Genomic DNA, 12,858 nt, shown 5'->3' with positions numbered 1-12,858 from the left:
CATGACCCGGCTCGGATTTTTCATCAATCGCACCCTGCGCCGCGAGGCGCCGTTGGCCGCGCTTTCGGTCTCGCAAGAGGCATTGCTGCGCGAGCTATCCGGCAAATCGGTCGCGCTGGTGGGCAATGCGCGCGCGCTGGCCGAGGGGAAGGCGGGGGCCGAAATCGACGCGCATGACGTGGTGATCCGGATCAATCGCGCACCGATGCCCTCGGCGGCGAGCCACGGGACGCGCACCGACTGGTTGGCACTCGCGACCTCATTGCCGCAGGCCGAACGTGCGCGCATCAATCCGGGCCGCATTCTCTGGATGAGCCACAAGCGCAAACGGCTCGATTGGGAGACCGCCTCCAGCCCCGGGTTCTACCTGCACCCGTTGAGCGAATACGAGGCGCTGAAGGCCCGGCTCGGCGCGCAGCCCACCACCGGCGCGATGCTGATCGACATGCTGGCGCGCTCGGGCCTTGCGCGGCTCGACCTCTACGGGTTCGATTTCTTCGCCTCGCTCTCGCTCTCGGGGCGGCGCACCGCCGACAAGGTCCCCCATGATTTCGCCGCCGAGGCCGAAATGGTCGCGCGGTTGACGGAACGTGATCCGCGCATCATTCGGAACTGATCTGCGACGAATCCCTTTCATTTCCTCAAGCAAAGCGGTAGGAAGCCGCGTTCTTTTGGAGCAAGGAGGTCCTAGATGGGCTATAAAGTCGTCGTTGCGGGCGCCACGGGTAATGTGGGCCGCGAAATGCTGAACATTCTGGCTGAGCGCCAGTTCCCGGTCGATGAGATCGCCGCGCTCGCCTCGCGCCGGTCGCTCGGCACCGAGGTCAGCTTTGGCGACAAGACCCTGACTACCAAGGACATCGAGGGGTTCGACTTCTCGGGCTATGACATCGCGCTCTTCGCGATCGGTTCGGACGCCACGAAGAAATACGCCCCGAGCGCGGCCGCGCAGGGCTGCGTGGTGATCGACAACTCGTCGCTCTACCGCTACGACCCGGAGATCCCGCTGGTCGTGCCGGAGGTGAACCCCGAGGCGGTCGACAACTACAAGAACAAGAACATCATCGCGAACCCGAACTGCTCGACCGCGCAGATGGTCGTGGCGCTCAAGCCGCTGCATGACCGCGCGAAGATCAAGCGCGTCGTGGTTTCGACCTACCAGTCGGTCTCCGGCTCGGGCAAGGAAGCGATCGACGAGCTCTGGAACCAGACCAAGGGCATGTATGTGCCGGGCCAGGAAGTGGAGCCGAAGGTCTACCCCAAGCAGATCGCCTTCAACGTGATCCCGCATATCGATGTCTTCCTCGACGATGGTTCGACCAAGGAAGAATGGAAGATGGTCGCCGAGACCAAGAAGATCGTCGACCCGGCGATCAAGCTGACCGCGACCTGCGTGCGCGTGCCGGTCTTCGTGGGCCACTCGGAAGCGATCAACATCGAGTTCGAGGAATTCCTCGACGAGGACGAAGCGCGCGACATCCTGCGCGAGGCGCCGGGCATCATGGTCGTCGACAAGCGCGAGCCGGGTGGCTACGTCACCCCGGTCGAATGCGTGGGCGAATTCGCGACCTATATCTCGCGGATCCGTCAGGACTCGACGATCGAGAACGGCATCAACCTGTGGTGCGTCTCCGACAACCTGCGCAAGGGTGCGGCGCTGAACGCGGTGCAGATCGCTGAGACGCTGGGCAAGCGCTGCCTGAAAAAAGGCTGAGCTTCGGCCTTGAGAGATTTGGAAACGCCCGGTCGGAAGGCCGGGCGTTTTTCGTTTGAGCGCGAGGGACGCGCCCGATCCTTGGTTGGGCGCTTTGATCCGGTTGTGGCTTGGTGCTTTATCTCAAAAGCCCGAAGGTCGCTTGTGCGCGCACTGACATCACCAATGCGCCCTCCCGGGGGGAGGGTCGGGCGCGGCCCGGGGCTTGTCGCCCCATGCCAAAAGAGCCTACCGCGTCACCCGCTTCACCCCGAGATAGGCCCCGTCGCCCGCGGCCGCGATCCGGGCCTTGCCGGCCTCGATCCCCTCATAGGCCACGCTCATCGTGTGGCCGTTCGCATGGATCATCGTCTCGGCATCGCAGACGAGCGCGATGTGCCCTTTCCAGAACAGCAGGTCGCCCCGTTGGACCGGCGTTCCCTCGGGCAAAACCTCTCCCAGCTCGGCCCATTGCATGTCGGTGTCTCCCGGCACGGATCGGCCGCAGAGCGCATATCCCATCTGCGCAAGCCCCGAACAGTCGATGCCGGTGCGGCTGTTGCCGCCCCACAGGTAGGGCGTGCCCAGAAGCCTCTCGGCAACGGCGACGGGATCGCTCTCGGGGGCATCGAGCGGGCGCAGATGTTGGCGCGGCACATAGCCCTCGGGGGTCACAGCGAACATGCGCTCTTCGCCAGTGACCGCCAACCGCGCGCCCATCGAGAGCGCCATCACCTCGCCGCGCTTGATAGAGGCCTCGCGGTAGAGATGCGTTGCCGGCGCGCTGACCACATGGGTTGCGCCCACCGGCGCGCCAAGGGCTGCATCCGCGACCCAGCCGCAATAGCCGTCCCATGTGGCTTGCACGAAAGTATGCTCCCCGCGCCGGTCGATCATCGTGACCTCGGCACCGAACAAGACCTGCCGATCGCGCAAGCCGCCCGGATCGGGGCAGAGGTCGGTGACGGGGGCAATCACTCGCGCGGGTGCGCCATTGGTGAAACGCGCGGCCTTTAGCTGGCCGCGCAGGGTCTCCAGCGCGACCTCACCGGAAAAGGGCAGGCGGCGGCGATCGCTCATTTCAGCACCTCCGGCAGGGCGGCGAAGATCGCCCGCGCGCCCTGGCCGACCCCGCCTTTGGGTCGGGCTGGGGCATTTGCAGGCTGCCAGCCGTAGATGTCGAAATGGGCGAAACGCGGGGTCTCTGTCACGAAACGGCGCAGGAATAGTGCGGCGGTGATCGAACCGGCCATGCCGCCCGAAGGTGCGTTGTCGAGATCGGCGATGCCGGGCTCGATCTTCGCCTCATAGGGTTCCCAGAACGGCATCCGCCAGAGCGGATCGGCCACCGTTCGCGAGGCCGTCGCCAGCGCCTCGGCCAGCGTGTCATCGTCGGTATAGAAGGGCGGGACATCCGGCCCCAGCGCCACCCGCGCCGCGCCGGTCAGCGTCGCCATGCAGATCATCAGATCGGCCGGGGTTTCATCGGCATAGGCCAGCGCGTCGGCCAGCACCAACCGCCCTTCGGCATCGGTGTTGTTGATCTCGACCGTCAGCCCCTTGCGGCTGGTCAGGATATCGCCGGGGCGGAAACTGTCGCCGCCGACCGAGTTCTCCACCGCCGGGATCAGCACGCGCAGCCGCAACGCCGCGCCCGTCGCCATGATCATATGCGCAAGCCCCAGCACCGTGGCCGAGCCACCCATGTCCTTTTTCATCAGCCCCATCGAGGCGCCGGGTTTGAGGTTCAGCCCGCCGGTGTCGAAACAGACCCCCTTGCCGACCAGCGTCAGCGCCGGGCCTTCGCCGCCCCAGTTCAGCTCGATCAGCCGCGGCGCACGCGGCGAGGCGCGCCCGACCGCGTGGATCATCGGGAAGTTCTGCGCGAGCAGGTCGTCGCCTTTGACGACCTTCACCGTCGCACCGTGCCGTTCGGCCAGAAGGCGCGCGGCCCCCTCCAGCTCATCCGGCCCCATATCGGAGGCGGGCGTGTTGATCAGATCGCGGGTGAAGGCCTCGCCCTCGGCGATCGCCTCGAGCCGCGCCGCGTCGAGTCCCTCCGGGCAGACAAGCCGCGCCTTCGGCGGCGCGCTTTCTGCATAGCGAGCAAAGCGATAGCCCGCGAACAGCCAGCCGAGCGCGGCTTCTTCCGCCATCTCCTTCGGCCAAGCGCCGGTGAATTCCCACGCGCCTTCGGGCAAGGCCTCTGTCGCGCGCGCAAGGGCGAAGCGTTCTCGAGCACGTTTGACGGCTGCGCCGAGCCCCACAAGCGCCCCCTCGACGCCTTCCGCACCGGGCAACAAGATCACCTGACCGGCCCCCGCCTTGAAGCCCTGCGCCGTCACGAAAGCCGCCTGTGCCGGGGGCAGCTCGCCAAGCGCCGCCTCCAACCCGTCGGGCGCGACCGGGATGAGCGGGCGCGATTCCTCACCGCTTTGGGCGAAACGCATCGCGGGACGATCGGAGAGGAAGAAGAATTCGGCGGACATCGCGGCTCCTTGGGCTGTTCGCGCCCAAGCCTAGCGCCCCCGCGCGCGCCCGCAAGGCCCGATCAGACAGGCCCGGTCACGAACTCAGATCGCCCAGATCCCAGACCTCGGTCAGCGACCGTTCGGCAATCCGGCCCAGACGCGCCATGACCGCCGATTGCGCGACCGGATCGTCCTGCTCGACGCATTGCGCGAGGTGGCGCGCTGCGCGGACCATCGAGGTCAGCCCGACCTGCTCTGCCAGTTCGCAGATCTCTGCGATGGTCGCGCGAAGCCGTGCGCGATGAGCGATCTTCGCGGTGTCCTCAAGTGTGGTGAGAAGGCCCGCGAGATCCTCCATCGCCGCTGATATCACCCGCTCTGCCCCGTCCTGTCCAAGCTCTGCGTAAAGCACGACGAGCCGCGCCGGATCGAGCGCCATTGCCTCGTCGCAGCGCAACCTTGAAACCTGTGCCATCCCCGCACCCCTTTCGTCTGATCACTCTCACCGAGGGGCACTCTCGCGTCGACGTCTCAAGATTCGGTTGAGCGATGCGGAAAATCTTCTCGAAACGTCTCGAAAATGCGCATGCTGCACGCTATGTGACGCTGCGGGAGCATGAAACGGAGATCCAAGAACCGATGAGAGACCATGTGAAACCGCTGCCGAGCTATCTGGTGAGCCGCTATCAGGGGTGGCATGCCACCTCCTATGCCGAGAACCGCGCCTGGTATCGCCGCCTTGCCGAGGAAGGGCAGCGCCCGCGCTCGATGATCATCGCCTGTTGTGACTCGCGCGTGCATGTCACCTCGATGTTCGGCGCGGATCAGGGAGAGTTCTTCATTCACCGCAACATCGCGAACCTCGTGCCGGAATTCACCCCCGATGGCGATCACCACGGCACCTCGGCCGCGGTTGAATACGCGGTGACGAGCCTCAAGGTCGCGCATCTGATCGTGCTTGGGCATTCGAATTGCGGTGGCGTTGCCGGCTGCCATGCGATGTGCTCGGGCCATGCGCCGGAGCTGGAAGAAAAGAGCTCTTTCGTCGGCACCTGGCTGAACCTTCTGCGCCCGGGCTATGAGCGCGTGACCGAGCTGCCCGCCGAGGAACAGGTTCTGGCAATGGAACGCGAAGCGGTGAAGATCAGCCTCGAGAACCTGATGACTTTCCCCTTCGTGCGCGAGGCGCTTGATGCCGACCGCATGACGCTGCACGGGCTGCGTCATGACATCGGGGAAGGCACGCTCGAGCAATATGACGCGGCGACCGATCGCTTTGAAGTGATCTGAACCCACCTGTCCTGAACGGGCCGGGATCGCGTTCACCGGGCATTAAGCCCGATGCGCGATGCTCGGCCCATGAAACAGCATCGACTCGTCTCCCTGCGCCTTCCGCTCGACCTGATTGACCAGCTCGGGCGGGAGGCCCGCGCCTTGGGCCTGTCTCCGGCGGAGATGGCGCGACAGGCATTGCGACAGGGGCTGACCTCCGACACGGCAGATGACGAAGAGGCATCGGCGATGCAGCCCGAAATGCGCGCGGTGCAGGAGGCGCTCGATCGCGCTTCCGATTGGTTTGAACTGCAACAGAGATTGCGGAATGCGGGCTTCGTATTGCGGGCAGGTGCGTGCGGGGCGATTGGCTTACACGACTGGCCCGCGAACCGTTTTCTCATTCCGCTTGATGAGGTGGGCACAAGCCCCGCGGAACTTGTGCTGCGTTATCGCGCGCCCTTTCCGGGCAGAGCCGCCGCGCCCGAACTGTCCGTGCCGCCCGCGCAACGAATGCTGGGAATGAAAAGACCCGCAACCCCGGTTTCCACGGCGTTGCGGGCTTACCTGACCAAAGCCGCGCGCGACGCGGCCTGAGTGTGATTAGCGCAGCGTCTTGTCGGTGGGCCAGCGCAGCGTCGTTTCGGTGCGCAGCATCTTCTCGGCCCCGGCCGGCAGGTCGAACCGCCAGGCCAACACGCCGCGCTTGTGATCGTAATCGGTCTCGCTCGCGGGGGGGTCGACCTTCGTGGTGATCTTGAGGTCTTCCTGCTCCGAATAGGGCACGCGGTCGATCACCCGCATCGGCCAGTCCTGCCCGGTCAGGTTGTTCACCTCGATCTCCACCACCTCGCGGCGCTCGTTCGATTTCGTCAGGATCCCGTGATCCCCCTCCATCGTATCGGGCATGCGGCGGCTCACCCGGATCCCCTCGATGGGGCCGAACCCGAGGGTCATCTCGTCGCCGGCGGCCACCATCGGAAGCCAGGTCTGTCCCACCACCGCGCCATCGGCAAAGAGCGTGGCGTTGCCCGGCAGCAGGATCTCCCCGGTCGCGTTGGTCCCTTCGGCGATGCGATAAGCGGTCTCGTCGGACAGCGGTGCGGCCTCGGCGAGCACCTCCATCGGCAGGGTCTTCTCGTCGAGGCTCAGCCGCAGGTCATCCACCCCGTCGCGGATATCGACGGAAGCGGGGTAGTGATAGGTGACCGTTTCGCCCTGCATCTCCATCTCGGCGCGATCGCTCAACATGGCTTCGGCAACCGGCTCGGGGGCGGCACCGGAGGTGCGCGCGAAGGTTTTGGGCGCGGGCGAGATTTCGATCGGATCGCCAATACGGGCAAGGCGCGGATAGACTTCGCCGGGTTCGGCCTGCCCGCCGGGGCGCGCCGTTGAAAGCGTGAGATCCACCCCGCGCCAATCCTCGCCGCTTGCCTGATGCACGGAGACGAAACGCTCCATCTGCACGGCGTCGGCCGCGCGATCTAGGCGCAGATCGTAAGAGGGCTGCCAGCCCGCATCGCCGGTAAACGTAGTGATCGTAAGCGTGCCCGCGCCTTGCACGGTGGCGCGCAGCACGTCGTGATCCTCGGCGGGGTTCAGAAGCGCATCAAGCGCCGCCTGTGCCTGTTTGACTGCCTCTTGCGCTGGCTCCAGCCCGGCCTCGGCCTTGCGGGCTTCGGCCTCGGCTGCGATCGCGGCCTCGCTCGCGGCGAGGATCTGCGTGCCGACCATCTCGGCAAGCGCCTGCAATTGCGCAGGGTCGACGACTTGGGGCTGGGCCCCCTTGAGGAAAGCGATCTGATCGCGCGCGGCCTGGGCCTTGGCGCGGATTGCGGCAAGCCCGTCCTCCTGTGCCGCCAGCGTCTCCTGTGCGGCCTTCAGCGCGGCGCGCGCGGCCTCCACCTGTGGAGAGCCCGCCGGATCGAGCGCGGGCGCGCGCCCCGAGATCAGACTGACTGCGCCCACGCGGACGCCCTCGCCCGCGATCCGGAGGCTCTGGATATCGGTATCCGCGGGCAGGCCTGGCACATAGAGCTCATGCGTGCCCTCAGGCGCTGTGAGCGTAACCTCCCGCACGACCTGCGCGCCGCGCGGGAACAGCGTGACGGCGGTGATTTTCGCGGGCGCTTCGATCGTATCGGCGAAAACGGGCAGTGCGGTCGCGGCCATGAGGGCTGCGGTCAGAGAAATGCGCATCGGGTCCTCCCTAATCGGTTATCGCGAGCCTGCGGCGTGGCGTGGCCTGATGCAAGCGATCTGGTAAGGGCTGGGCGGCATGTCGCTGGGACAGGGCGATATTTTCCCGTTCGGGCGGGGCCTCAGTCGACCGAGCGGATCAGCTTGCGTTCGAGCACGCGCAGAACGGTGCGCAGATCATGGCCGCGCCGCAGGATCTGACCCTGTTGGCCGATCACCGCGTATTGGCCTTGCTTGCTGCGAAGGGCAGGGCGTTTCTCGATGCGGAAAACGGGCACCTCGGCGGTGCGGCGGAAGATCGAGAAGATTGCGACGTCGCGCAGAAAACTCATCCCGTAATCGCGCCATTCCCCCGCAGCGACCGCGCGTCCGTAGAGCGAGAGGATCACCGAAAGCTCGGCGCGGTCAAAGGCGACCTGCTGGGGCTGGCCGGAGGCGTTCGGGAAGGGGGTCGGCGTCTGAACCGTCATCTCGAAATGGTACATCGCGCGGGGCGCAAATCAAGCCTCGCAGCGCGCGCCGCATTCTCGCCGCAAAAAAATCGTGGAATCGCCCCACTCCGCGCGAGTTCCTGCCGATTTTCGGGGCGATAAAGAACTCAGCGGAAAACGCTAAACCCCCGGCGGTGTCGTTAACAGCCCCCACCCAGTTCGCACCGTCGGGGAGCTTTCCGCACTGGCAGCAAAAAGCCCTCGCTCAATTACCGGGACGAGGGCTTTTTCTTGCCCGCAGGCCATCGTCCTCAGTAGCACTTCACCTCGGTAATCACATCGTGTGCGTCGAGCAGGACGTTCACGCGCTCGGCATTGTAATCCATCGTCACCGCCTCGTCCGGACGGATCACGCGCAGCGCGCCCTTGAAATAGATCGCGTCGAGCGCCGCCACATCACGCCCGACTAGCGCCGCGATCGCGGGCGGAGGGCATATGCCGGGATCGCCCGCCTCGCCGGAAGCCGGGCTCTCTCCGGATTTGCAGCCCGACAAGGCAAGCATCCCGGCACACAGGGTGAGCGCCGCCCGCATTCTCAGCCGCAGTCGATATTGTAGATATTGCCCGCCGCATCGAGGCGGAAGACCACGCGCTGCGGGTTGTAGATCTGGTCCTCGACGCCCCGCCACTCGACGACGCGATAGGGGCGGGTGATAGCCAGGGTCTGGATCTGCGATGCCGGCTGACCGAGTACCGAAACGTAATTTACCGCGCCGCAGGTGTCGGGCTCGCGCTCTTCCAAGCCGCCCGCGCCGAGCGTCACGGCCGGCGTCATGTGCGGCGCTGGCGAGGACATGGCCTGATCGGGCGTGTCCTCGAGCGCGGTATCGGGATTGCAGGCTGCCAGTGCCAGAACGGCAGCGATAGCGGAAAACGGTCTCAACATGTCGCACCCTTGATTGCAAACGCCGCGCCGATAGCGCAGTCTCCTGCCAATTCTATACAAGGAGGAAACGCCCATGAGAACCCGTGCCGCAGTCGCCCTAGAGGCGGGAAAGCCGCTCGAAATCATGGAAGTGGAGCTCGAAGGCCCGAAAGCGGGCGAGGTGCTTGTTGAGATCAAGGCCACGGGCATCTGCCACACTGACGAGTTTACCCGGTCGGGCGCGGATCCCGAAGGCATCTTCCCGACGATTCTCGGCCATGAGGGCGCGGGCGTCGTGCTGGAAGTGGGTGAAGGTGTCACCACGCTCAAGCCCGGCGATCACGTCATTCCGCTCTATACGCCCGAATGTCGCGAATGCCCGTCCTGCCTGTCGGGCAAGACGAACCTGTGCACCGCGATCCGCAACACCCAAGGTCAGGGCCTGATGCCGGACGGCACCACGCGCTTCAAGATGCTCGATGGCACGCCGATCTACCACTACATGGGGTGCTCGACCTTCGCCAATCACACGGTGATGCCCGAGATCGCACTGGCCAAGGTTCGTGACGACGCGCCTTTCGACAAGATCTGCTATATCGGCTGCGGCGTGACCACCGGGATCGGTGCGGTAATCAACACGGCCGGCGTCGAGATCGGATCGACCGCCGCTGTGTTCGGCCTCGGCGGGATCGGCCTGAACGTGATTCAGGGGCTGCGCATGGCAGGCGCGGACATGATCATCGGTGTTGATCTGAATGACGGCAAAGAGGAAATGGCGCGCAAATTCGGCATGACCCATTTCGTGAATCCCTCGAAATCGGACGTTCCGGTGGTGCAGCAGATCGTCAACCTCACCAAGACCGAGCGCGACCAGATCGGGGGAGTGGATTACTCCTTCGATGCCACGGGCAATGTGCAGGTGATGCGCGACGCGCTGGAATGCTCGCATCGCGGCTGGGGCGTTTCTGTCATCATCGGGGTGGCCCCGTCCGGTGCAGAGATCTCGACCCGTCCGTTCCAACTCGTCACTGGCCGCACCTGGAAAGGTACCGCGTTCGGCGGCGCGAAAGGTCGCACGGATGTGCCGAAATTCGTCGAGTGGTACATGAACGACAAGATCGAGATCGACTCGATGATCACTCACACCATGCCGCTCGAAGACATCAACAAGGCCTTCGATCTGATGCATGCGGGCGAGTCGATCCGCTCGGTCGTGATTTACTGATCCGACCCAGGAAGTTCCTGCGCGCGCCCGGCGTCACCGCCGGGCGTTTCGCATTTCCGGGTCAGGGAAGGATCGCGAGCCAGGCCCAGATCGTCAGGATCGAGAGCGCCGTGGCGATCAGAACCGCAGAGGCGGCCACCCGTCGTGCCACGCCGTAGATATTGGCGAAGAGGTAGGCGTTCACCCCTGGCGCCATTGCCGCAGTCAACGTGGCCGAGCGCAAGGCAGAACTGTCCACCTTGAAGGCGAAATGAGCCAGCCCGTAGGTGATTGCAGGGTGCAGCAGCAGCGACAGGCCCGTAATCATCGCGATTGCCTTCGCGTCGCCCTCGGGGCGGTAACGATAGAGAACGCCACCGAGCCCGAACAAAGCCGCCGGGAGGGCTGCGCGCGCCATCATGTCCATCGAGACCTGAATCGGATGGGGCAAAGGCAGCCCCGTCAGGCTGGTCACGATTTTGATCGCGAACCCCGTGAGGATGCCGATCACGAGCGGCGTGCGCAGCACCCCCACCAGCGCATTGAGGCCAACGCGCCCAAGGCTCGTGCCGGTGCCCGACGAGCGCACCATTTCCATAGCGAGGATGCCGATGGTGTAAAGGAAGGGCGAATGCACCGAGATGATCGCGAAATTGCCCGAAAGTGCAGCCTCGCCATAGGCTCGCTCGGTGATCGGCACGCCCAGGAGCAGCGAGTTCGAGAACAGGCAGGCAAAACCGATCGCGACACTTTCGGGGCCATTGCGCCCCATCATGCGCGCGCCGCTGATCCCGATCGCGAAGGAGATCAGCGCCCCCGCATAGAACGCCGCCATCATCGGCCAGTTATAGCTTTGCGAGAGGTCGAGATTGGCGATCGAGCGCGCCAGCAGCACAGGCACCGCGAAGTTCTGCGCAAACCGCATCAGCCCATCGACCGCGCTCTCCGAAAAGAGCCCCCGCCACGCCACGACATAGCCGAAACCGATCACGAGGAAGACCGGAAGAATGACGTCGATCAGCGCGCTCATTCGAGCGCGAAGTCCAGCACCATCCCGTCATGGGCCGGGCGCACGTGATCGGGCGTCTCGGCGGCCACGGCATCGTGGTCGAGGTCGATATGCATATTGGTCAGGATCGCGCTGGCAGGCTTGGCGCGCTCGATCCATTCCAGCGCGCGGGCCAGATGGGCGTGGGTCGGATGCGGCGTCCGGCGCAGCGCGTCGAGCACCCAGCAATCGAGCCCCTCCAGATGCGCCCAGGCGGTCTCGGGGATCGCGGAGACGTCAGGCAGATAGGCCAGCCCGCCAATGCGGAAGCCAAGCGCGTCGATATTGCCATGCTCGACTTCGAAAGGCTGGAAGTGGATCGACCCGCCCGCGCCGGTGATCTCGAAGGCGCGCTCGCGGTGGATCGCGTTCAGCTCGCAGATCGGTTTGTAATTGCTGTCGGCGGGCTGCACGAAGGCATAGGCGAAGCGATCGAGAAGGGCGGCTTCGGTATCGGCATCGGCCCAGACGGGCAGGCGGGTGCGCATGTTGAAGACGATCTGGCGCAGGTCGTCGATCCCGTGGACATGGTCGGCATGGCTATGTGTGAAGACCACGGCATCAAGCTCGCCCACGCCCGCATTCAGCAGCTGCTGGCGCATGTCTGGCGTGGTGTCGATCAGCACCCGGGTCGTGCCGGCGGGACTTACCCGCTCGACCAGCATCGAGCAGCGCAGCCGGCGGTTCTTCGGATTGGCCGGATCGCATTCGCCCCAGTGATTGCCGATCCGAGGCACGCCACCCGAGGAGCCGCAACCGAGGATGGTGAAACGCATCCGGTTCATGCGGCGAGGCTCCCCCGTTCGCCATGTTCGGCGGCTTTGCAGAACAGGCGATCGAAATTGGCCTGGGTCGCGGCGGCGAATTCTTCCAGGGGCAGGCCGAACACCTCGGCGCCGACCTTGGCGGTGTGGGCGGTATAGGCGGGCTCGTTGCGCTTGCCGCGATGGGGCGGCGGCGCGAGATAGGGGCTGTCGGTTTCCAAGAGGATCCGATCAAGCGGGGCGGCGGCGAAGATATCGCGGACTTCCTGCGATTTCGGGAAGGTCGCGATGCCCGACATCGACAGGTAGAAGCCCAGATCCACCGAGGCCTGCGCCAGACGCGGGCCCGAGGAATAGCAATGCATGACGCAGCTGTACGGCTTGGCCTTCATGCCCTCGGTCAGGATCGCCTCCATATCCTCGTCTGCATCGCGCGAGTGGATGATGAGCGGCAGCCCGGTCTCCTGCGCGGCCTCGATATGAAGCCGCAGCGAGACCTTCTGCACCTCGGCGCTTTCGGCCGTGTAGTGATAGTCGAGCCCGGTCTCGCCGATGCCCACGAATTTCGGATGCTTGGCCAGCGTCACCAGTTGCTCGAGTGTCGCCATCGGCTCCTCGGCCACGCTCATCGGGTGGGTGCCGGCGGCGTAGAAGACGCCGCGATGCGCTTCGGCGATCGCGCGCACGGAAGGCTCGTTTTTCAGCCGCGTGCAGATCGTCACCATCCGCGTCACCCCGGCCGCATTCGCGCGGGCCACGATCGCGTCGCGCTCGCCGTCGAAATCGGGGAAGTCGAGATGGCAATGGCTGTCTGTGATCTCGGGCGGGAGGGTCAAGTCTGGCTCCTTTCG

General features: G+C 65.3%; 15 protein-coding genes. 5 read left to right on the top strand and 10 right to left on the bottom strand.

Features of this window, described 5'->3' with window-relative positions; translation table 11 throughout:
* The first annotated feature begins 1 nt into the window (after position 1).
* On the top strand, positions 2 to 616 hold the full coding sequence (locus tag BMI90_RS12805; protein ID WP_078529879.1) for a glycosyltransferase family 29 protein: 615 nt from the start codon (positions 2 to 4) through the stop codon (positions 614 to 616).
* A gap of 75 nt (positions 617 to 691) precedes the next feature.
* Complete coding sequence (locus BMI90_RS12800; RefSeq protein WP_078529878.1) at positions 692 to 1,714, top strand: aspartate-semialdehyde dehydrogenase; 1,023 nt, start codon at positions 692 to 694, stop codon at positions 1,712 to 1,714.
* Between the two features lie 228 nt (positions 1,715 to 1,942).
* Here BMI90_RS12800 and BMI90_RS12795 read toward each other — a convergent pair whose 3' ends face one another.
* From BMI90_RS12795 to BMI90_RS12785, 3 genes are all read right to left on the bottom strand, one after another.
* The gene (locus BMI90_RS12795; RefSeq protein ID WP_078529877.1) at positions 1,943 to 2,773 is read right to left on the bottom strand and encodes an NlpC/P60 family protein; all 831 of its coding nucleotides are present in this window, start codon (positions 2,771 to 2,773) and stop codon (positions 1,943 to 1,945) included.
* Positions 2,770 to 4,182 carry a leucyl aminopeptidase family protein gene (locus tag BMI90_RS12790; protein ID WP_078529876.1) on the bottom strand — a complete coding sequence of 471 codons (1,413 nt, stop codon included), beginning with the start codon at positions 4,180 to 4,182 and terminating at the stop codon, positions 2,770 to 2,772. The genes BMI90_RS12795 and BMI90_RS12790 overlap by 4 nt, the downstream gene beginning before the upstream one ends.
* Before the next feature lie 76 nt (positions 4,183 to 4,258).
* Positions 4,259 to 4,639, bottom strand: coding sequence for a hypothetical protein (locus BMI90_RS12785; RefSeq protein WP_078574418.1), 381 nt, complete (start codon positions 4,637 to 4,639; stop codon positions 4,259 to 4,261).
* Positions 4,640 to 4,803: 164 nt separating this feature from the next.
* On the opposite strand from BMI90_RS12785, the gene BMI90_RS12780 reads away from it, so the two are divergent.
* Together BMI90_RS12780 and BMI90_RS12775 are read left to right on the top strand one after the other, a co-directional pair.
* The gene (locus tag BMI90_RS12780) at positions 4,804 to 5,454 is read left to right on the top strand and encodes a carbonic anhydrase (protein WP_078529972.1); all 651 of its coding nucleotides are present in this window, start codon (positions 4,804 to 4,806) and stop codon (positions 5,452 to 5,454) included.
* A gap of 69 nt (positions 5,455 to 5,523) precedes the next feature.
* Positions 5,524 to 6,033 (top strand): CopG family transcriptional regulator, encoded by a 510-nt coding sequence (locus tag BMI90_RS12775; protein ID WP_168172774.1) that lies wholly within the window; start codon positions 5,524 to 5,526, stop codon positions 6,031 to 6,033.
* A gap of 6 nt (positions 6,034 to 6,039) precedes the next feature.
* Here BMI90_RS12775 and BMI90_RS12770 read toward each other — a convergent pair whose 3' ends face one another.
* From BMI90_RS12770 to BMI90_RS12755, 4 genes are all read right to left on the bottom strand, one after another.
* Positions 6,040 to 7,635: a DUF4139 domain-containing protein gene (locus BMI90_RS12770; RefSeq protein WP_078529873.1), complete on the bottom strand. Its 1,596-nt coding sequence runs from the start codon at positions 7,633 to 7,635 to the stop codon at positions 6,040 to 6,042.
* 122 nt (positions 7,636 to 7,757) lie between these two features.
* Positions 7,758 to 8,105, bottom strand: a complete 348-nt coding sequence (locus BMI90_RS12765) for a DUF2794 domain-containing protein (RefSeq protein ID WP_078529971.1) — start codon at positions 8,103 to 8,105, stop codon at positions 7,758 to 7,760.
* Positions 8,106 to 8,377: 272 nt separating this feature from the next.
* The gene (locus BMI90_RS12760; protein WP_078529872.1) at positions 8,378 to 8,659 is read right to left on the bottom strand and encodes an I78 family peptidase inhibitor; all 282 of its coding nucleotides are present in this window, start codon (positions 8,657 to 8,659) and stop codon (positions 8,378 to 8,380) included.
* Between the two features lie 2 nt (positions 8,660 to 8,661).
* Positions 8,662 to 9,012, bottom strand: coding sequence for an I78 family peptidase inhibitor (locus BMI90_RS12755; RefSeq protein WP_078529871.1), 351 nt, complete (start codon positions 9,010 to 9,012; stop codon positions 8,662 to 8,664).
* A gap of 73 nt (positions 9,013 to 9,085) precedes the next feature.
* On the opposite strand from BMI90_RS12755, the gene BMI90_RS12750 reads away from it, so the two are divergent.
* The gene (locus BMI90_RS12750) at positions 9,086 to 10,216 is read left to right on the top strand and encodes an S-(hydroxymethyl)glutathione dehydrogenase/class III alcohol dehydrogenase (RefSeq protein ID WP_078529870.1); all 1,131 of its coding nucleotides are present in this window, start codon (positions 9,086 to 9,088) and stop codon (positions 10,214 to 10,216) included.
* Between the two features lie 61 nt (positions 10,217 to 10,277).
* Here BMI90_RS12750 and BMI90_RS12745 read toward each other — a convergent pair whose 3' ends face one another.
* The 3 genes from BMI90_RS12745 to BMI90_RS12735 are packed head-to-tail and all read right to left on the bottom strand — an operon-like array spanning position 10,278 to position 12,843.
* Positions 10,278 to 11,225, bottom strand: coding sequence for an AEC family transporter (locus tag BMI90_RS12745; RefSeq protein WP_078529869.1), 948 nt, complete (start codon positions 11,223 to 11,225; stop codon positions 10,278 to 10,280).
* On the bottom strand, positions 11,222 to 12,028 hold the full coding sequence (locus tag BMI90_RS12740; RefSeq protein ID WP_078529868.1) for an MBL fold metallo-hydrolase: 807 nt from the start codon (positions 12,026 to 12,028) through the stop codon (positions 11,222 to 11,224). Before BMI90_RS12740 ends, BMI90_RS12745 begins: the two co-directional genes overlap by 4 nt.
* On the bottom strand, positions 12,025 to 12,843 hold the full coding sequence (locus tag BMI90_RS12735; protein ID WP_078529867.1) for a TatD family hydrolase: 819 nt from the start codon (positions 12,841 to 12,843) through the stop codon (positions 12,025 to 12,027). The genes BMI90_RS12740 and BMI90_RS12735 overlap by 4 nt, the downstream gene beginning before the upstream one ends.
* Positions 12,844 to 12,858: the final 15 nt, after the last annotated feature.

Source organism: Thioclava sp. L04-15 (genome assembly GCF_002020275.1).
Classification (GTDB): domain Bacteria; phylum Pseudomonadota; class Alphaproteobacteria; order Rhodobacterales; family Rhodobacteraceae; genus Thioclava; species Thioclava marina.
The sequence above is the reverse complement of the archived record's forward strand: the minus strand, read 5'-3'. Positions and strand labels throughout refer to the sequence as shown.